Consider the following 19,183-nt stretch of genomic DNA (forward strand, 5'->3'; position numbering starts at 1 on the left):
CCCTTGCCTTGCGTGCATTTCGACAATAACGACAAGAGACGATTTTCATGAAAGCTTTCAAAACGATTCCAGAACGCGGCGACTTCGGCTTCCAGCAACTGGTCGGCCCGCACCAGGTCACCGGCGCTGCGATGGGCGGCAGTCGCGGCTTCTTTGGGCTGCAACTGAGCAAGTCCGCGCCGTTCGGCTCGGTGCGTGACGAGGAGGGCAACATCTATTCGTTCGTGCGTTCTCTGTTGGCCCCGGGCGGCACGCCGAATCCAACCAAGTTCTTCTACCTGAACAACCATGTCGACGGCGTCAACCTGCGCATGGACCACGAGAAGATGGCTCTCCAGGCGCTGACGCCGATGCCGGTGCAGACCCTAGACGGCGACACTGTGCGCTGGACCAACCAGCCCGGCGAGGCCGGCAACAGCTGGGAGATCACAGCCAACAGCGAGCGCTTGACCTGGCGGGAAGATGGATTGTTCCAGCTGGAGGGCCGCCTGCTCGGCCCTGGCCTGCAGTGGTATCTGCCGGGGGTGGAATGGGGCACCTTCTATGTGTCGCAGCTCTGGGAGCTGGCCGGCGTCTGCGAAGGCCGGCCGGTGAAGGGGGCGATGGCGCTCGACCAGTTCTACATGGCCGAGGGCGGTGCGATCCACTTCAAGAAGGACCTGGTGGTCAACAACAACAAGCATGTCCTGTGGTGGTCGTTCGTCACCGTGTACAAGGACGGAAGTTGGGACGCCGGCTCCTTCATGGTTGGCCATGACCACCTAGGCTACGCGATCTTCAGCAACGACAAGGGCGAGGTGCGCGTCACCACCGACATCGAAGGGCAGACTCGGCACAAGGACGGCAGCTATTTCCTGGAGTCGGCGCGGATCGTTCTCGACGGCAAGGAAGAGTGGGAATTCCTCCCAGACCCCAAGGGCGAAATGATTGACTTCGTCGGCGGCTTCCCGATCACCGCGCAGCAGGAGGGGCGCTGGCGCCGGGTGGGTGATACCCGCGAGCCCTCGCACTGGCTGGGCTGGGGCGAGTCGGACCGGCGCAACGGTTCGGCGCGTAACGTGCCGGGCCGGGATCTCTGACCCAACCTGACGAGCTTCCCGCGGCTTGATTGCCGCGGGAGTTCTTCCGAACAAGAACAACACCAGAGGAAGCAGGCAATGAGGTTCAAAGACAAGGTGGTGCTGGTCACCGGCGCCGGACGTGGCATGGGACGCGCCATCGCCCTGGCCTATGCGCAGGAGGGGGCCAGAGTGGTAGTGTCCGCACGCACGCCACGTCATGGCGAGGAAACCGTCGCGCAGATCACGTCGCTGGGAGGCGAGGCCCATCTAGTCGGCGGCGACATCGCCGACCGCGCGGCTGTCAAGGCCATGGTCGAGGGTGGCATGGAACGCTTCGGCGCACTGGACATCCTGGTGCATTGCGCCGCCGATACGGCGCGTGGGTTGATTAGCGAGATGGCGGACGACACTTTCGATCATCTGGTGCGCAGTAATATCCAGTCGCTGTTCTGGCTCGCTAAGGATTGCGCCCCCTACCTTTCTAGGGCGAGTGACAAGGGACGGGTCATTTTCATCTCCTCCGGTGAGGCCAATCGCAAGTACACGCCAACGCTGATTCCCTACAGTTCCAGCAAGGCGTTCATGAACGCCTTTGCCCGCGGGCTGGCCGTAGAGTTCGGCGCGTTGAACATCCTGGTCAATGTGATCGAGCCGGGGCTGATCGGCACCGACCATATGTTCGAGTCTCTGGGCGAGGAAGTGCCACACCGTCTGGCCGAGCACTTCCCCGTGCCACGTCTGGGGCAGTCGACCGATATCGCCGACGCCGCGCTGTTCCTGACCTCCAACGAGGCCTCCTACATTACCGGCACCTCGTTGCTGGTTGACGGGGGCGCCACCATGGTGGCCATGCCGAAGGTCGAAGAAATTCTCAAGGGGCATTGAGCCCGGGTTGTACGGCCCGACTGGCACGGTGGGCCGAGATAGGAGTCCTCGCATGTCCGATACATCCACTTCGCGCCCGCGGGCCGCCATCGACCTCGCCGAGTTCAAGCGCGGCTGGCGCATTCTGCTACTGGGCCTCGTCGGCATCTGCACCAGCATCAGCGTGGGCCTGCTCTACGGCTTCGGCACCCTGGTGATTCCCCTCGAACAGGCCTTTGGCTGGAGCCGTGGTGCACTGCAGGCGTCGATCACCTTCCTGTTCGCTGGCGTGGCGATCTCCACCCAACTTGTCGGTCCGCTGTACCGCCGTTTCGGCCCGCGGCGGGTGGCAATCGTGTCGATCATGCTGCAGGTGATCGGCTATGCGGCGATCACCCGGATCGAGCATTCCATCGGCTGGTTGTACCTGGCGTTCTTCGCCATGCCGCTGGTTTGCGCGGGCACCATTGCCATTACCTGGACGCAACTGGTCAACCTGTGGTTCGAGCGCAACCGTGGCCTGGCCCTGGCGGCCATTCTCTGCGGCACCGGGCTGATGGCGGTGGTGTTGCCGCCACTGCTGGCCAGGCTGATCGCCCTGTTCGGCTGGCAGGCGGGCTTTTTCACCCTGGCGGCGCTGCCGTTGCTGTTCACCTTGCCGATGGCATTGCTGTGGATGCGCCTGCCGAGCGAGGTCGGGCCGGAATCACCAGCGGGGAGCGAGACGGTATCGCAGATGGATGGTTTCAGCTTCCGCCAGGCGCTGCGCTCGCCAGTCTACTGGAGCTTCAACGTTGCCCTAATCCTCTCGGTGTGTCTGACCGTCGGCATGGTTACCAATATCGTGCCGATGCTGCAGGGAAAGGGGCTTTCCGCCCAGGCGGCAAGTCAGATTTTCAGCAGCTTCGGCGTTTCCATTATCGCCGGGCGCTTGCTGGTGGGTTATCTGCTGGACCGCTACCCACCGATCCTTGTTGCAGTGATCAGTCTGGCGCTGCCAGCCATCGGTTGTGCGATCTTTCTGTACGGTGACGTGCAGAGCACGGCGCTGCTGGTGCTAGCCACCCTATGCATCGGCGCCAGCGCTGGCGCGGAGTTCGACCTGGCGGCGTTTCTCATGGCGCGTTATTTCGGGCTGCGCGAGTACGCGCGGATCTTCGGCCTGCACCTGGCGCTGATCACCATCGTCTCGGGGCTGATGCCGGTGTTCTTCGGCTATCTCTACGAGGCCTACGGCAATTATTCGGCGGTGCTGCTGTGCTGCCTGGCCTGTTCCATCATCGGCCCGTCGATGCTGCTCTGGTTGCAGCCGACAGCGGCGGTTGTGGCCCAACAACAGCCCACCTAAGCGGGTGTGCACAAATCCGGCGGGACTGACTCGCCCATGGAAACAGAGGAGAAATCAATGAGTGCGCAAGAAGCCATCGAGCATTTCCTGCATGGCCAGATCGAATGCTGGAACAACGGTGACAAGGAGGGGTTCTTCGAGCATTACCGCCAGATGTCGCCCGCCGGCCTGAGCATTGAGTACGTCGGTCGTGCCTTGCCGACCGACCCGTGGCAGATCCTGGAAGGCATGTGGGAAAACCAGCAGCCGCGTTTCCGCGTGGAGGTCAAGGAAACCATCATCAACGGTGAGGAGGCCGCCTGCCACCATCGCAATGCACTCCGCGACGGCAGCGGTGGTATAGAGACCATCGAGCTGTACCGTTTCCAGAACGGCAGGCTGTGGGTGCGTTACTTCATCAAGGCGTGAGTGGGAACGTGGGGCGCGACGACGGTCGCGCTCTGTTTGTACGGCGGTTAGCTACCGTTCGCCCAGGCACCAGATAGTTTTTTGACGTCGAGCAACCGAGTGGCCTGTCTGGGAAACAATTGGACAGTACATTGGCAATTGTTCCGTTATTCCCCCAGTCTCCGGCGTGGCTGCCGCTGGAGATTCAGCACCAGTAGCAGGCCGACGGCCGACAGCAGGGCGGAGCAAAGGAATACTTGCGCCAGGCCGAAGCCTGAAACCGCCAACCCCATCAACGGGCCAGCCAGCCCCACCGCTAGGTCGAAGAACAACGAAAGCGTGCTTAGGGCCGAGTTGCGATTGGCCTGCGGCGTGCGCGCCAGGGTTTCCACCGCCAGCCCCGGATAGACCCAGGAAACGCCCAGACCGGTCAGCGCCGAGCCAAGGATCGCCACCAGGGGCGAGGGTGCCAGCCAGACGAGTAGCAGGCCGAGGGTCTGCACCGCCATGCAGGCCGCGACCACTGGGTAGCCGCCAAAGCGGGATAGTGCACTGGGCGAGGCCAGTCTGGCGAAGATGAAGGCGACGCCGAAGGCGCTCAGGCAGTAGGCCGCGTTGGCCCAGCCCAGATTGTCGAAGTACAGGGCGATGAAGGCAGTCAGACTGCCGAAGCCCACCGAACTGCAGGCTACGGCCAGGCCGTTGGGCAGCACGGCGAGGAACACGCTGCGGAACGGCAGCCGCACGCCCGAGAGCAAGGGTGCGGGGCGACGAGTCTGGGCGAACAGCAGGGACAGGAAGCCGAGCAGGGTGATGCTGATTCCGATGCCGGCGAGCCCCAGGTGATCCCGTATCAGTACCCCGAGTGGTGCGCCAATGGCGGTGCCGCCATAGGCGGCGATGCCGTTCCAGGACATGACCTGCGCAGTGCGTGCCGTGCCGTGCAGGCCGATTGCCCAAGTGCAGCAGGGGGTGGAGATCAGGGCCGAAGAGAGGCCCTGGAGGATCCGCCCGGCTATCAGTAGCGCCAGGCTGACCCAGGGGGAAGTCGGAAGGACGATCGCCAGCGCCGTCAGCAGGCCGCTGCTCGTCAGCACGGCCAGCCCCGCCATCACCGTGCGATTGGCGCCAAAGCGGTCGGCAAGCTGGCCAGCCAGTGGACGCGACAGCAGGGTCGTCAGGTATTGCGTGCCGATCACCAGTCCGGCCACCGCGCTGCCGAAACCCAAGGTGTTCAGCACATGGCCGGGCAGCACGGCCAGCGGCAGTCCGTTGCTGATGAAGGAGACGAAATTGAAGCAGACGATCGAGATGATCGACAGGCTGGTGGGGAGCGATTGGCTGCGGGCGTTCATGGCATGTCGCCTTGTGCGGACGCGGAGTTGGCGCCGGAGTTGGCGAGGCGGGTAACGACAGGGGGCAGGGCGCCCGGCGCCCGGGCGGTGGCCGCGTCCGAGAGCGGGCGCGGCCTCGGGTGGTCAGTCGCGGTTGGCGGCTTCCCAAGCCTTGAGCTCGAAGCCCTCGGCGGCGGCCTCGGCAGCGGTCAGCTTGGGTGGGCGAGAGAGGATCTTGCGCGCAGCCATGTGATCCCCTGGGCGGTTGCAGGACTCCACCGCGATCAACTGGTCGTTGCGGAAGCACAGAACGGAGAGCTGGTGGGTCTCCGGTGAGCCGAGGGTGACGGTGCTGTCGTAGCTGGTGGAAAGTCCGGCGATCTGCAGCTTGAGGTTGCCTTGGTCGGTCCAGAACCAGGGCAGCGCACTGTACGGGGCCGGTTTGCCGAGCAAGCGGGCGGCCACGTTACGTGCCTGGTCGGCGGCGTTCTGCACGGATTCGAGGCGGGTCGGACGCTCGCCATTCTGCAGGCAGGGGAAGCAGGCGACGTCGCCGATAGCGGAGATGTGCGGGTCGGAACTCAGCAGGTTGGCGTCCACACGAATGCCGTTCTCGATGGCTAGGCCCGCTTCGTTAGCTAGTTGGGTGTTGGGGATCACGCCGATGCCAAAGACCACCAGGTCGGCCGGTAGTTTGCGGCCGTCCGAGGTTTCCACCGCGCTTACCTTGCCATTGTCACCTTCGATGCGGGTCAGACCCTGGCGGAAGTCAAACTTCACCCCCCAGGCCTCGTGCGCCTGGCGGAACAGTTGGGACATCTCCGTCGACACAGCACGCGCCATCGGCCGATCGCCGAGCTCCAGCACGTGCACACTGGCGCCCAATTCGGCGGCGACCGCGGCGAATTCCAGGCCGATGAAGCCGGCGCCGACCACCACCACGTTGCGTACCTCCTTCACCAGGGGGGCGAGGGCATCGGCATCCTGCTTGGTCTTGACGCCAAATACGCCCTGCAACTCGGCACCGGGTACTGGCAGCGGACGGTTGTGTGCGCCGGTGGCTAATACCAAGTGATCGTAGACGGCCGCCTCGCCGGAGGCGAGCAGGACTCGGCGGTTCTGCCGGTCGATGGCCGTCGCCTGGTCGTGGATCAGCTCGATGCGTTGGGTGGTGAAGAACTCGGTTGGACGGAACAGCAGGGCGTTCTCGTTGATCTTACCGAGCAGGTAGGCCTTGGACAGCGGTGGGCGCTGGTAGGGCAGGCCGGGCTCGTCGCCGATCAGGGTGATGCTTCCGTCGTATCCCTCCTGGCGCAGTGAGGCTGCAACCTGGAAGCCGGCTTGGCCAGCACCGACGATGACTACTGAGGCGAGTGACATGGGAACCTCTTCTTCAGAATTGCGACGCGGGCAGGTGCAGCACCAGGCCGTCGAGCTCTTCGGTCATGAACACCTGGCAGGTCAGGCGGCTGGTATCGCGGCGCTCGAAGGCACAGTCGAGCATGTCGTTTTCGGTGCTGTCGGGAGCCGGGAGGCGCGCCAGCCACCCCTCGTCGACGTAGGCGTGGCAGGTGGCGCACGCACAGGCTCCGCCGCAGTCGGCAGGGATGCCGGGAACGGAGGCGAAGGTGGCGGCCTGCATCACCGATTGGCCAATGTCTGCAGACACCTTGTGCTCGGTACCGTTGTGCTCAATGAAGGTCAGTGTGGGCATGGTCTTCTCCTAGGGAGTCAGGTCAGGAATGGGCAGCGAACGGTGTGGAGGCGAAGCGTGGGACGCGACCCAGGGTAAGCAACAACAGGGGGCCGACAAGACTGCAGGCGAGGCAGTACACCAGCATTGCCGAGTAGGTGCCGGTACGGCTGAGCAGGAGGGCGAACAGCAGCGGTGCGATGGCTGAAGCCACGGTGTTCAGACCCTGGTGCACACCGAACAGGCGGCCATACTCACGCAGGCCGAAATAACGGGCGACCAGGAAGGCCGCGATGTCGAACTCGGCACCGGCGCCGAAGCCGACCAGAACAGCGGCCAGCAACAATGGGCCGAATTCGATGGTGCTGCCGAGATAGATAAGGCAGCCGATGGCCGGCAGGGCCAAGCTGAAGGCCGCCACTGCTGGTGGCCAGAGACGGTCGAGTAGGTAACCGATGAGCATACGACCGAAGATCAGCGCGATGCCAAATCCGCTGAAAATCTGATTGGCCTCGGCGGCCGAAAGCCCCCTGGCCTGCAACATGGGCACGGTGCTGGTGACCATGCCGACGATCGAAGAAATCACCAGCGCCAGGGCCAGGTTGCATGTCCAGAATTTGGTTGAGCTCATCCCCTCGCGAAAGCTCAGACCGGGTAGTTCCAGCAGTGCGCTGGCGTCGTCCTGGCCATGCTTGTCGGCGCTGCCGGCGAGCTTGAACCACAGCAGGGTCAGCGGTAGCAGTACCAGCAGGTTGAGCAGGGCGAGGATGATGAAGGCGGCGCGCCAGTCCCACTGCTCGATGCCCCAGGACATCAGTCTCGGGATGATCGCGGCGGTCAGACCGGTACCGGACAGGCCGATGGCAAGGGCTAGTCCGCGATTACGGTCGTACCAGAGGCTGAGTAACTGGGTCCAGGTCACCGCCAACGCGCCCATACCGATCAATGGCAGGATGGCAAAGGCCAGGTAGAGCGACCAGACCGAGCCACTAAGCTGGGTGGTGCCCAGGTAGCCCAGCGAGAGCAGGACCAGCGAAATGACTGTCATGCGCTTCATGCCAAAACGCAGGTTGAACCATCCGACCAGCTGCAGAGAAACCACCGCGCCGCCGAACAGGAATGTGATCGCTGCCTGCAATTCGCTCTTGTTCCAGCCGAACGCCTGTTCCAGTGGCACAACCAGGGTACCAAAGCCGTAGAGCAGGGCCGCGTTGATACTAATGGCAACGCCGACTACGGAGAGCAAGAGGATTCGCCATCCGCGGCGGAACTCACTGAAGTCGATTGCCGCTTCATTTTGGGAGGAAGGCATGGTCTGGCGTCCTTTATTGGTTTTGTGGGGCCAAGCTGTGGAGAGATGCGCGGATATTGCCGATTGATGATCTGAACATAAATCTGAATAATGTATAAATAGTATGGCGAGACGGGTGTCCTGTCTAGTCATGTCCCATAACAACAAGAACGGTGAGCATCATGCTATTCCTGAAAAGACTCTCCATTGGCGCCAAGCTACTCGTGCTGCCAGGGCTGTTCGTGCTCGCGCTGCTGATCGTCTCGGGTATGGCCTACCGGGGATTGGCCAGGCAGCAGGCGGTGATCGAAGAGATCGACCAGTTGCGTTTCCAGCAGTACCGTCAGGTACTTGAAACCTCCGCCGCCTCGCAGGCTGCTATGGTCGGCGCCTATGCCACGGTTGCGCGAATTCTCGAATCGAATGGCTCGACCTCCGCCGAGGAGCTGGAGTCTTATCTCGAAGATATGCAAGCCAGTGTCGACGACATGCGTGCCGGGCTGGACAGGCTTGCGCGCGAGACAGGGCTGGGAGAGGAGGAGAAGGCTCTTTACCGTGCGGTGGAGGAGCAGGCTGGCGTCGTTGGCGAGGGGCTCTCCGATTTCAAGCGCACTGCGTTGGGCGACCAGCTGCAAGCGGCATCGCTGCTCGGTCGTGTACGCGCCGAATACAACGGTTTGCAAGGCCAGTTCAACCGTCTGTTGGGCCTGCAGGCAGAGCTTACCTCCGGCGCTTTCGCTGAGGCTGGCACCATGCAGCGGCAAGTGTCGAAGATGCTGATTGGCGTGCTGCTGACGGCCAGCACCTTGGCGCTGCTTGTCAGTCTGTTGCTACGCGGTCAGATCGTTCGCTCCATCCGGGAGATCGAGCAGGCGTCGATCAGGTTGCGCGACGGCGACTTAACCCGGCGTGTGCGAGTTATCGGTCGCGACGAAATCGCTCACACGGCGCAGGCCTTCAACGAACTGATCGACAGCTTTCAGCAGGCCATGCGCCAGGTCGCAAGTGTGGCGGCTTCCGTCGGCGCCTCGGCTGAGGAGTTGGTGGGGGCCTCGGCACGGGTGGCCGAGAGTTCCACGGCGCAGGCCGGAGCTGTGGGAGCGGTTTCGATGACCATTGAGCAGATGAGCGACGGCATCGCTGCGATTTCCAGTCATGCCGAGAACCTGCGCAGCTCGGCTGAGGCCAGCTTGCATGGAGCGGAGGGCGGGCATCTGGCCCTGTCGCACTTGCTCGAAAAGATCGACAGTGTGCGTCACGCGTTCTCCGCCATTCGGGGCTCGGTGGGCGATTTCGTCGAAAGTACCACGGCTATTACAGCAAGCATTACTCAGGTCAAGGACCTCTCTGCGCAGACTAACCTGCTGGCGCTCAATGCCGCGATCGAGGCAGCTAGGGCTGGCGAGAGCGGGCGGGGGTTCAGCGTGGTTGCCGACGAAGTGCGCAACCTTGCTCAGCGCTCTGCGCTGGCCGCCAACTCCATCAACGAGTTGACCGCAAAGTTGGAGGGGCAGTCTGAGGTGGTGGATGAAGCCTTGCGCGCTGGATCTGTGGCACTGGAAGACAGTGGCAGGTTGCTGGTTGAGCTGGAGAGCACTCTGCAGCAGGCGGCAGAGTTAGTGGGAGACTCGACCCGTGGAGTGGACCAGATTGCTGATGCGGTGCGGGTGCAGAGCGAAGGTGGGCGAGATATCGCCTCGAACGTCGAGCGCATCGCGCGAATGGCGGGAGAGGGGGATGCGATTGCTCACCGGGTCTCTAGCGCAGTGATTTCTCTGCGTGAGTTGTCCGAGGAATTGAATCTGGCGGTGAGCCGCTTTCGTTTCCAGGGTTGATCTGCACCCTCAGCGTAGGTCCAGTCGGTGTCATTGCTCACATCTCGAAATACTTATACAAAAAATAAATTAATGATCATATAAATTTGATTATCTGGCTGGTTCTGTCCTTCTGTGCGAGCTGTAGCATTGCGGTGAAGGGGGTTCTTGCAGTTTTAAATATATGATTAATAAGCAATTTTTTGATTTTTATTGAGCTGTGCTCAGTGGATTATTTACAAACACTCGAAAAGTGTTCATTATTTTTCTGCCTGCCTAGATGAGGAGAATAAGATGAATTCTGACAAGGCTCGATTCGAGGTTGTGGTCGATCGCAGTCGCTGCTGCGGCTACGGGCTTTGTGCCGCGATCTGCCCAAGCGTCTACAAGCTGGATGCCGATGGTTTGGTTTATGTGGATAGCAAGGTCGTTCCCCCGGAGCTCGAAGAGGAAGCGCGCGAGGGGGCTGAGGCTTGTCCGGCCGAGGCGATCTGGCTCGAGGAGATCAAGCCAGAGGGTGAATAGCAGGGGCGTTGTCGTGAGGCCTGGATGAATAAGAACAAGAAGTGGAGGGTGCAATGACGGGGCGTCTTGAAGGTAAGGTTGCTCTGATTACCGGGACCGGCGGTGGTCAGGGCAGGGCAGCAGCATTGCGCTTCGCCCGTGAAGGAGCGATTGTGGTGGGCTGCGACGTGAATGCCGTCGCGCATGGGGAAACCGCTGCCCTGTTGCACGCAGAAGGACTGCGTTTGTACGGTCAGGCGCCGGTCGATCTCGGCGACCACGAGCAGGCCAGGGCCTGGGTTGAGGCGGCAGTGACCGAACATGGCGCTATCGACATCCTCTACAACAATGCTTCGGCTGCGCGTTTTGGCAAAGTCAGCGAGTTTTCCATCGAGGACTGGCACTACACCATTCGTAACGAAGTCGATTTGCTCTTCTACACGACCAAATACGCCTGGGATCATCTGGCCGAGCGACGCGGAGTGATCATCAACGTCTCGTCCACGGCGGCCTGGGGCGGTTCCAAGGTGGCCGGCATCTCTGCGCATGCCGCTGCCAAAGGGGCGGTGGTTTCTTTCACCCGCCAACTGGCGGTGGAAGGGGCTCCACTCGGTATCCGTGCCGTCAGTCTCAGCCCTGGTTTCATCGCCACTCCTGGCACCGCGGAGTTCCTGGAAAACCCGGTGGCACGGGCCGCTCTGCTCGACGGCGTACTGATGGATCGCCCGGGGGAGCCCGAGGAAGTGGTCGCTCTGGCGCTGTTCCTGGCGTCCAGCGAGGCTTCTTTTGTTACCGGCTCCGATTTCGTCATCGATGGTGGTCTCCTGGCCATCTAGCCTCCGCAGCCACCACTCCTACGGTATTCGAACAATAAGGTGAAATCATGGATATCATCGGCATCGGTTATATGGGATTCGAGACCGCGAACCTCGACGCCTGGCGTGAGTATGGCCCGCAGGTCATGGGCTTCGGCATCGGCAAGTCGCCGGAGAGTGATCCGCAATCGCTGTATTTTCGCATCGACGACCGCCGCCATCGTTTCGCCTTCCACCCCGGCAAGGTCGACCGCCTGGCCTACATCGGCTGGGAGGCGCTCGGACGCATGGCGTTCGAGGATGGCCTGAGGCGGCTCGAGGCCGCAGGCGTCGAGTTCACTCGTGGCGATGCTGCCTTCTGCGAGTTGCGTGGGGTACGTGAGGTGGTGCGCTTCCGCGACCCAGTGGGCTACCAGTACGAGCTGTTCTACGCGCAGAAATGGACGCCGCGTTCGTTCATTCCTGGTCGTCCGCATACTGGCTTTCTGGCCGACGAGCGCGGGGCCGGGCATGTGGTGGTGATCACTCCGGAGTACACTCCAGAACTGGAACATTTCCTCCTCAATGTGATGGGGTTCCATTGGTATGGCGCGGGAGCGGGCAAGGGGCGCACCGGCTTCTTTCGGGCCAAGCTGAACAACCATACCAGTCACGACATTGCCTATGGGCATGGGCCGGGGCGCATGGGGGTTCAGCATGTCGGCCTGTTTGTGCGCAGCGTGCGCGACGTCGGCGAGACCTATGACATCGTACGCAAGCGTGAGCTGCCGATGATGATGACCCTCGGCCAGCACAGTCAGGATCCGCATCTTTCCTTCTATCACTTCAACCCCTCCGGCTTCGCCTTCGAAACCATCGCCGAGATCGAGCCATGGCAGGGCGACCCCTATGAGCTCAACCCTGAGACTCTGAGCCTGTGGGGCCACGAGATAGTCGGGCCGATCCTCGGGCCGAGCGTGCGCACGCCCGAGGAAGTGCTGGACGCCGAGTATCTAGCAGGCAAGAAGCGCTGAGCATGCGTCTGGCGAGGGTCGAGTCGGGTGGCGAGGCGTTCTGGGCGCTGCTCGATTCCGACTTCTGTCGTTTGCATCGTATTCGCGCACCGTTCGAGGCCTGGGCACCGGTTGTGGGGCTGGGACTGGCTGCCGACCTTGGTCTCGACAAGGCGCCCCTTGCGCTGTCGGACTGCCGTCTGCTGCCGCCCCTGCAGCCGGGGGCGCGGGCCTTCGGTGTGGGGCTGAACTATCGCAGCCACCTGGAGCGCCTGGGCAGTTCACCGCCAGCCCATCCGCTCGCTTACCTGAAGCCGGATTCTGCCTTGGTCGGTGCGCACGACGAGATCGCCTATCCGCCCCTTACCGGGCAGCTCGACTACGAAGTCGAGCTGGTCGCCGTGGTCGCCCGACCGCTATGTGACGAGCCCCGGGCCAGCGCCTGCTTGCTCGGCTACACGGTCGGCAACGACATCAGTGCGCGGGACGCGGGACGGCGCATCGGCCGCCTCGACCTGTTGACCCAGAAGGCCATGGACCGTACCACGCCGGTCGGGCCTTGGATCGTCACGCTCGACGAGCTTGGCGGCTCCGGGCAGCCGGAGCTGGAGGTGAGCTTGAGCGTCAACGGTGAGCTGCGTCAGCAGGACAACACTCGGCAGATGATCTTCCCGATCGACGAACTTCTCAATTTTCTCGATGCACGCATCAGTCTGCGTCCAGGGGATCTGGTGTTCACCGGCTCGACTCATGGCGTGGGGCTGGAGGACGGACGCTTCCTGGTACCGGGGGACCTAGTCGAGGCGCGCATCGAGGGGCTCGGCACGCTGCACAACCGGATCGGTCCCCAGCGCGTCCTGAATGCTGCGCGCAGCGTCGGGCGGCTGGGACGGCCCGACGGCGAATGAGCATGGACAGACAGACCTCCTCCGCCCCCTCTGGGGAGCCGCTGGCTGATACGGAGCTCTCTGCGTTCTGGGCGCCGCTACGTCATGGATTGTTCGTCGGACTGTGGCTCGCCTGCGCCGTCGCCAACCTGGCAATCTGGATGCAGACGGTCGGGGCAGCCTGGATCATGACACTGCTGTCGGCGTCGCCGCTGATGGTCTCCCTGGTACAGACGGCGATCACTCTGCCCGTCTTCCTGTTCGGTCTACCGGGCGGTGTGCTCGCCGACCGAATGGACCCTCGCCGCCTGCTGCTGTTTACTCAGTCGATCATCCTGGGAGCGGCCGTGGTGCTGTGCCTGCTGGACTGGGGGGGAGGACTGGAAGCCTGGTCACTGCTGCTGTGCACCTTCGTCCTGGGCACCGGTAGCGCCTTGGGGATGGCGGCCTGGATGGTGACGGTGGTTGGTGTCCTGCCGCGTGAGCAAGTGCCGGCGGCGATTTCCCTCAGTGGCATTTCGATCAACGCCACTCGTGCCTTGGGACCGGCCCTGGCCGGGGCGTTGATCGTATGGTGGAGCAGCGCCGCCGTGTTCCTGGTAATCGCCCTGTGCATGGTTGCTGTACTGGTCTTCATCTTCCGCCTGCCGGCCCGTGCCCACGCCGACGCTCTTCCACCGGAAACCCTGGCTGGCGGTATGCGCAGCGGCTTGCGCTACATCCGCCATTCTGCAGTGCTGTCCAGCGCGCTCAAGCAGGTATTCGTCTTCACCAGCTGCGCCAGTGCGCTGTGGGCGCTGTTGCCGCTGGTGGCCAAGGAAGAACTGGGCATGGACGCTGGTGGCTACGGCTTGCTGATGGCCTTTTTGGGGGCCGGTGCGGTGCTGGCCGCGCTCGGGCTAACCAGCGTCTATAGCCGTTTCCCTCTGCGCCGGCTGATTGTCGTCGGCGCCTTTGCCTTCGCTGCGGCAACCCTGGCGGCGGCGCTGTCGCACAGCCAGGCGGTGGTCTGCGCCATGCTGGTGCTGGCCGGCATGGGTTGGATGGCGGTGAACGCAACCATCTCCACTGTGGTGCAGACCTACGCCGCGAACTGGGTGCGCGCTCGCGTCGCCTCGGTGTACCTGTTGGTGCTGATGGGCTCGATGGCCCTGGGTGGCGCCCTGTGGGGCGTTTTGGCGCAGTACCTGGGACTGGACAACAGCCTGCTGCTGTCGGCGTCGAGCATCCTGCTCGGGTTGTTCCTGACGCGCCGCGGAGAGATCGCCATGGGCCGGGAGGCGGATTTCGCCGACGCGCAGCAGACCGACAAGCTGGTGCTGGCCGGGGAGGTCGCCCACGACGACGGGCCCGTCTGCATCGAAGTCAGTTACCGGGTGGAGGTCGCCGAGCGTGAGGCTTTTCTTCGTACCGTATATGCCGTAGGTCTGGCGCGGCGGCGTAACGGTGCGCAGAACTGGCGGTTGTATCGCGATCTGGCCGAGACCGACCACTATGTTGAGCGCTTCATCGTCGAGTCGTGGCTGGATTACCTGCGCCAGTGCGGGCGACTGACCCAGAATGACGAAGTTCAGGAGGTGGCCCTGATGCGATTCCGCGACGTGCGGCGGGAGATCAAGCGCTACATCTACCAGGCACCGATGGAGCAGATCTGAGGTCAATTAATCTCTATATTAAATTTGCAGGGGCTTTGTGTTCTCGGTATAGAATTGCAGAGTCAAGCCAACCGAGAATAAGCGCATGGATACTTCAGAGACCGTGGAAGCCGACGGTGATCGCAAGGCAATGGGGGCGGTCACTGTAAAACCGGTCGTCAACGCGATCCGCATCCTTCGTCACTTGAGCCAGGCCGGGGCGCCGGAACGTTCGGTGGACATCGCCCGGTTGCTGTCGATCAACCCCAGCACCTGTTTCAACATTCTGCGCACCTTGGTGATGGAGGATGTCGTCGATTTCAATCCGATGTCGAAGCGCTATTCGGCGGGGCTGGGACTAGCCCGCCTGGTGGGGCAGTTGGTCACCCAAGGGCAGCGTGTGCAACTGGTCAAACCGCTGCTGCAGGAGTTCGCGGCGCGCATGAGGGTGACCATCACCTTGTGGCGGCGCATGGGGGCGGACCGCATCGTCATTGTCAGTTCGGCGGCCAGTCCTACTGATGTCCGCATCGACATGGCCGAGGGGCAGCGCTTTCCCATGCTGATGGGGGCCAGCGGGCGCTTGTTCTCAACGCAGCTGGACCTGGATGCCTCGGAGTTCGAGGCCATCTACGAGAAGATTCGCTGGGCGCGCCCACTCCCCATAGAGACCTACCGCGAGGAAGTGCGACTGACCGCTGAGCGGGGTTGGGCGATTGACGATGGTTATTTCTCGGTCGGCATCCTGGCCGTTGCTGCACCTGTCTATTCCCCCGAGGGGGCAATCGACTACACCGTTTCAGCCGTGATGTTTCGTGGCCAGCGCGATGACGAAGGCATCAAGGAGCTGGCGGGCGCACTCACCGAGTTCTGCTCCGAGTTGGCCGACGTCCTGTTTTGACGCAGGCCGAGTATGGGTCACTCCCGAACCAGCAGTAGGCTGCCGCCCAGCGGTCCACCGCCAGCGGCAACCACGGATACACGATTCTCTTTGGTCTGACGCCCTTGGGCACGTCCCCATAGCTGCAAGCACGCCTCGTGGACGTAGCCCAGGCCGTGGGTGCGGCCACCGGACAACTGGCCGCCGTTGGTGTTGATCGGCAGTTTGCCGTTCAAGGCGATGCGCTGGCCGCCTTCGACAAAGGCGCCGCTCTCGCCCACCGGGCAAAGGCCCAGCGCCTCCAGCCAGATCATGGTCAGGATCGAGAAGCCGTCGTAGAGTTGTGCCGAGTCGACGTCGTCCGGGGTGTAGTCGGTCCGCTGCCACATCATCCGGCCAACGTCGAAGGCCGCCATCCCGGTAAGGGATATCTGATCCCAGGACCACGGTTGGTTCAACGCGGCTCCTATCGCCTCTATGCGGATCGGTGCGTGGCGGCCATCGCACGCGGCATCGCGGCGCGACAGGACGATAGCGGTGGAGGCGTCGCAATGCACGTCGCAGTCGAACATGCGCAGCGGCGTGGAAATCATCCGCGACTGCATGTAGTCGTCCAGCGACATGGGGGTGCGGTAGATGGCCTTGGGGTTGCGCATGGCGTTCTGCCGACAGGTCAGTGCGATCTGCGCGAGCTGTTCGGGCCGGGTGCCGTATTCGTGGAAATGACGCTGTGCGTACAGCGCCATCAGGTTGATGCCGGAGAGCACATTGAAGGGCGTGAACCACTGCCAGGCATAGCTGCTGTCGCGCCCTTGGGTCTTGTTGCTCAGGGCACCAGCCTGTTTGTTGTGCAGGCGCGCCGAGGCTTCGGTAATGGTGCGGAAAACCAGGACGTGCCGGCACAGGCCGGCGGCGATGGCCATGGCACCATTGATCATGCCGGCCAGTGGACCGGGACCCTCGTAGCCGGCGCCGAACCAGTTGAGGTTCAGGCCCAGGGCGCTTTTCAGGGCGCTGGGGCCGACCGGGGAGAAGGGGTCGCCGTTGTTGTTGTCCCCCGGCCAGCAGGCCACGCCATCGATGTCGTGGCGCTCCAGGCCGGCGTCGGCGATGGCTTCCAAGCAGGCATCGAGGGTCAGGCGCATGGCTGATTTGCTGGATGGCCGGGCTACCTCGGACTGGCCGATGCCGGTGATGGCGACATCTTTCTCGTAGCGCTGCTCAATCATCATTGATCCTTCTCGAACAAGGGTAGCCAGACGTCCTCGACGTTCAGGAAGCTGACCCGTACCGGCATGTCGATATACACCCGCTGTGGATCCATACCGACGACGTTGCTGACGAAGCGCAGGCCCTCCTGCTCGGCCAGCTCGATGATTGCGACCACGTAGGGCACTTCCAGGTCGCTGCTCCATTGCTGGTAGTTGAGGGTATAGCTCAGCACTTTGCCCTTTCCGGAGACCGCGCACGGCGCCACATCGAGGCTCGCGCAGCGCGGACAGATCGGGCCGGGCGGGTGGAAGAAGCGCGTGCAGCCGTTGCACTTGTGGATCAGCAGTTGGCCGTGCTCGCCGCCCTGCCAGAAGGCACGGTTGTCGGCGTTGAGGGCGGGCAGTTTTCTGGGCATTCGCGGAACCTGCGGGTGCGCTGGCTTGGGATGCCGATGACTTTAACAATTGTACATATTTTTGAAAAGTGTCATATATTGGCGGCGATACGAGCACGCACAATCAGGCTCGCGGTAAACAACAAGAGGATCCTTTTGCCATGTCCCTGCCTTTGCAAGACAAGACAATCATAGTCACTGGCGGTTCCGGCGCTCTGGGTAGTGCCTTGGGTCGCCTGCTGCTGGAGCGCGGTGCGCAGATCGCCCTGCTCGACCGCGCCGAAGCGTCTGCCAGCCTAGGTGAGGCCCCTGGGTTGCTTCCGTTGGGAGGCGTCGACCTGACTTCCACCGAGTCGGCGCAGGCGGCCGTGGCCAAGGTGGTCGGGCATTTCGGGCGGATCGACGGGCTGGTCAACGTGGCCGGCGGCTTCGCCTGGGAGACCCTGGAGGGCGGCAGCCTGGAAACCTGGGACCGCCTGTACCAGATCAACCTGCGTACCGCGCTGGTTAGCAGCCAAGCGGCTCTGAGCCATTTGCTCGAAGCGCCGGCGGGGCGAATCGTGAACGTCGGCGCGCTGGCCTCGCTGAAGGCAGGGCTGGGCATGGGCGCTTATGCCGCCTCGAAGTCCGGCGTGGCTCGCCTGACCGAAGCCTTGGCCGAGGAGCTGAAGGACCGTGGCGTCACCGTCAACGCCGTGCTGCCGAGCATTATCGATACCCCGGCAAACCGAGCCGATATGCCGGATGCCGATGCTGGCCGTTGGGTCACGCCGGAGGCCCTGGCCCGGGTCATCGCCTTCCTGCTTTCGGACGACGCCGCACCCATCACCGGCGCCTGCCTGCCCGTGAGTGGCCGGGTATGACGCCCACTTTAAACTGCTGGCACTCGACTGGAGTACAAGAACCATGAGACTGGTGACCTTTACCGATGGCAGCGGCTTCGAGCGTGCTGGGGTGCTTCTGGAGAACGATCAGGTCGTTCTCGACCTGCAGGCGGCCTATCGGGTGGTGCAGGGGCGTGAATGTCCGGAACTGAGCAGCGTGCTGGCGCTGGTCGAGGCGGGCGAGGACGGTCTGGCGCTGGCCCGCTCGCTGGTGGAGCGGGCGCCCGCCCTGGCGGTGCGCGAGCGCGCCCTGGTGAAGCTGCGCGCACCGATCCAGCCGCCGCCGCAGATGCGCGACTGCTCCTGCTTCGAGCTGCACCTGCGGCAGAGCTTCGCCGCCGCACGTCGCGCCCGGGCACTGCGCACGCCGGACCCGGAGGCGACCCTCAAGGCGATGAATACGCGCGCCGACGAGCGGGTCATCGAGACCTTCAATCGGCAGCCCATCTACTACAAGTGCAACCGCTTCGCGGTCATCGGAATCGACGACGAGTTTCAGTGGCCTGGCTTCAGCAAAGCGCTGGACTTCGAACTGGAGTTCGGCTGCTACATCGGCAGACGCGGCAAGGACATCAGCCGTGATGCGGCCCGTTCGCATATCGTCGGCTACACCATCTTTAACGACATGAGCGCGCGCGATGCGCAGGCGGCGGAGATGCCCGGCATGCTTGGCCCGGCCAAGAGCAAGGACTTCGACACGGCGAACATCATGGGGCCATGCCTGGTGACGGCCGACGAGTTGGGCGATCCCTATGACCTGAACATGGTCGCGCGGGTCAACGGCGAGGAGTGGGGGCGGGGCAACACCCGCGACATGCGTTGGTCCTTCGAGGATGTGATCGCCCACATCTCGCGTTCAGAAACCCTCTATCCCGGCGAATTCCTCGGCTCCGGCACGGTGGGCAATGGTTGCGGTCTGGAGCAACTGCGCTATCTGCGGCCGGGTGACCTGGTCGAGTTGGAGGTGGATGGCATCGGAGTGCTGAGCACTCGCGTCGGCAGCGCCGGGCAAGTTGTTACCTGATATGCCCGAATCACCCGGCCCGGGCATGAGAGGTCGATGGTAGCGGGTATGCCAGGGGTGGGTGGAAGGATTCACTCACTTTCCGAGTGGCGATTTCTATGTACATTTTTATAAAAAGTGTCTTATATTTGCTCCGGCTTAAATTCGCCGTAGCGCCCTGAACAG

General features: G+C 63.0%; 19 protein-coding genes. 13 read left to right on the forward strand and 6 right to left on the reverse strand.

Going from position 1 to position 19,183, the window contains the following annotated elements; all coding sequences use genetic code 11:
* Window positions 1–47 precede the first annotated feature (47 nt).
* The 4 genes from J7302_RS13495 to J7302_RS13510 all read left to right on the forward strand — a co-directional run bounded on the left by J7302_RS13495 (window position 48) and on the right by J7302_RS13510 (window position 3,681).
* Complete coding sequence (locus J7302_RS13495; RefSeq protein WP_003454685.1) at window positions 48–1,079, forward strand: hypothetical protein; 1,032 nt, start codon at window positions 48–50, stop codon at window positions 1,077–1,079.
* A gap of 78 nt (window positions 1,080–1,157) precedes the next feature.
* Window positions 1,158–1,946, forward strand: a complete 789-nt coding sequence (locus tag J7302_RS13500) for an SDR family NAD(P)-dependent oxidoreductase (RefSeq protein ID WP_003454686.1) — start codon at window positions 1,158–1,160, stop codon at window positions 1,944–1,946.
* Between the two features lie 52 nt (window positions 1,947–1,998).
* A complete protein-coding gene (locus J7302_RS13505) occupies window positions 1,999–3,273 on the forward strand; it encodes an MFS transporter (RefSeq protein WP_003454690.1) in 1,275 nt (424 codons plus the stop codon).
* A gap of 57 nt (window positions 3,274–3,330) precedes the next feature.
* Window positions 3,331–3,681, forward strand: a complete 351-nt coding sequence (locus tag J7302_RS13510) for a nuclear transport factor 2 family protein (protein WP_003454692.1) — start codon at window positions 3,331–3,333, stop codon at window positions 3,679–3,681.
* A 146-nt stretch (window positions 3,682–3,827) separates the two neighbouring features.
* On the opposite strand, the gene J7302_RS13515 is transcribed toward J7302_RS13510, so the two are convergent.
* The 4 genes from J7302_RS13515 to J7302_RS13530 all read right to left on the reverse strand — a co-directional run bounded on the left by J7302_RS13515 (window position 3,828) and on the right by J7302_RS13530 (window position 7,999).
* Window positions 3,828–5,015 carry an MFS transporter gene (locus J7302_RS13515; RefSeq protein ID WP_003454695.1) on the reverse strand — a complete coding sequence of 396 codons (1,188 nt, stop codon included), beginning with the start codon at window positions 5,013–5,015 and terminating at the stop codon, window positions 3,828–3,830.
* A 123-nt stretch (window positions 5,016–5,138) separates the two neighbouring features.
* Entirely contained in the window at window positions 5,139–6,374 is a 1,236-nt protein-coding gene (locus J7302_RS13520) for an NAD(P)/FAD-dependent oxidoreductase (protein ID WP_003454698.1), read from the reverse strand.
* A 13-nt stretch (window positions 6,375–6,387) separates the two neighbouring features.
* Entirely contained in the window at window positions 6,388–6,708 is a 321-nt protein-coding gene (locus J7302_RS13525; RefSeq protein ID WP_003454700.1) for a 2Fe-2S iron-sulfur cluster-binding protein, read from the reverse strand.
* A 22-nt stretch (window positions 6,709–6,730) separates the two neighbouring features.
* Window positions 6,731–7,999, reverse strand: a complete 1,269-nt coding sequence (locus J7302_RS13530; RefSeq protein ID WP_036993581.1) for an MFS transporter — start codon at window positions 7,997–7,999, stop codon at window positions 6,731–6,733.
* Between the two features lie 161 nt (window positions 8,000–8,160).
* On the opposite strand from J7302_RS13530, the gene J7302_RS13535 reads away from it, so the two are divergent.
* From J7302_RS13535 to J7302_RS13565, 7 genes are all read left to right on the forward strand, one after another.
* Window positions 8,161–9,813, forward strand: a complete 1,653-nt coding sequence (locus tag J7302_RS13535) for a methyl-accepting chemotaxis protein (RefSeq protein WP_003454704.1) — start codon at window positions 8,161–8,163, stop codon at window positions 9,811–9,813.
* Between the two features lie 273 nt (window positions 9,814–10,086).
* The gene (locus J7302_RS13540) at window positions 10,087–10,317 is read left to right on the forward strand and encodes a ferredoxin (protein ID WP_003454705.1); all 231 of its coding nucleotides are present in this window, start codon (window positions 10,087–10,089) and stop codon (window positions 10,315–10,317) included.
* A 53-nt stretch (window positions 10,318–10,370) separates the two neighbouring features.
* Window positions 10,371–11,132, forward strand: a complete 762-nt coding sequence (locus tag J7302_RS13545; RefSeq protein ID WP_036993583.1) for an SDR family NAD(P)-dependent oxidoreductase — start codon at window positions 10,371–10,373, stop codon at window positions 11,130–11,132.
* 47 nt (window positions 11,133–11,179) lie between these two features.
* The gene (locus J7302_RS13550; protein WP_003454709.1) at window positions 11,180–12,124 is read left to right on the forward strand and encodes a 2,3-dihydroxybiphenyl 1,2-dioxygenase; all 945 of its coding nucleotides are present in this window, start codon (window positions 11,180–11,182) and stop codon (window positions 12,122–12,124) included.
* Window positions 12,125–12,126: 2 nt separating this feature from the next.
* Window positions 12,127–13,011 carry a fumarylacetoacetate hydrolase family protein gene (locus tag J7302_RS13555; RefSeq protein WP_003454712.1) on the forward strand — a complete coding sequence of 295 codons (885 nt, stop codon included), beginning with the start codon at window positions 12,127–12,129 and terminating at the stop codon, window positions 13,009–13,011.
* Complete coding sequence (locus J7302_RS13560; RefSeq protein WP_051050767.1) at window positions 13,008–14,645, forward strand: MFS transporter; 1,638 nt, start codon at window positions 13,008–13,010, stop codon at window positions 14,643–14,645. Before J7302_RS13555 ends, J7302_RS13560 begins: the two co-directional genes overlap by 4 nt.
* 85 nt (window positions 14,646–14,730) lie before the next feature.
* The gene (locus J7302_RS13565; protein ID WP_215375221.1) at window positions 14,731–15,525 is read left to right on the forward strand and encodes an IclR family transcriptional regulator; all 795 of its coding nucleotides are present in this window, start codon (window positions 14,731–14,733) and stop codon (window positions 15,523–15,525) included.
* Between the two features lie 17 nt (window positions 15,526–15,542).
* Here J7302_RS13565 and J7302_RS13570 read toward each other — a convergent pair whose 3' ends face one another.
* On the reverse strand, window positions 15,543–16,733 hold the full coding sequence (locus J7302_RS13570; protein ID WP_003454719.1) for a thiolase family protein: 1,191 nt from the start codon (window positions 16,731–16,733) through the stop codon (window positions 15,543–15,545).
* On the reverse strand, window positions 16,733–17,131 hold the full coding sequence (locus tag J7302_RS13575) for a Zn-ribbon domain-containing OB-fold protein (RefSeq protein WP_003454721.1): 399 nt from the start codon (window positions 17,129–17,131) through the stop codon (window positions 16,733–16,735). Before J7302_RS13575 ends, J7302_RS13570 begins: the two co-directional genes overlap by 1 nt.
* A 140-nt stretch (window positions 17,132–17,271) precedes the next feature.
* Here J7302_RS13575 and J7302_RS13580 point away from each other — a divergent pair, with 140 nt between their 5' ends.
* Both J7302_RS13580 and J7302_RS13585 read left to right on the forward strand, forming a co-directional pair.
* Window positions 17,272–17,973 carry an SDR family NAD(P)-dependent oxidoreductase gene (locus J7302_RS13580; RefSeq protein WP_003454723.1) on the forward strand — a complete coding sequence of 234 codons (702 nt, stop codon included), beginning with the start codon at window positions 17,272–17,274 and terminating at the stop codon, window positions 17,971–17,973.
* A gap of 43 nt (window positions 17,974–18,016) precedes the next feature.
* Window positions 18,017–19,018 carry a fumarylacetoacetate hydrolase family protein gene (locus J7302_RS13585; protein ID WP_003454726.1) on the forward strand — a complete coding sequence of 334 codons (1,002 nt, stop codon included), beginning with the start codon at window positions 18,017–18,019 and terminating at the stop codon, window positions 19,016–19,018.
* Window positions 19,019–19,183: the final 165 nt, after the last annotated feature.

Origin of the sequence: Metapseudomonas boanensis (assembly GCF_018704125.1) — a bacterium.
Classification (GTDB): Bacteria; Pseudomonadota; Gammaproteobacteria; order Pseudomonadales; family Pseudomonadaceae; genus Metapseudomonas; species Metapseudomonas boanensis.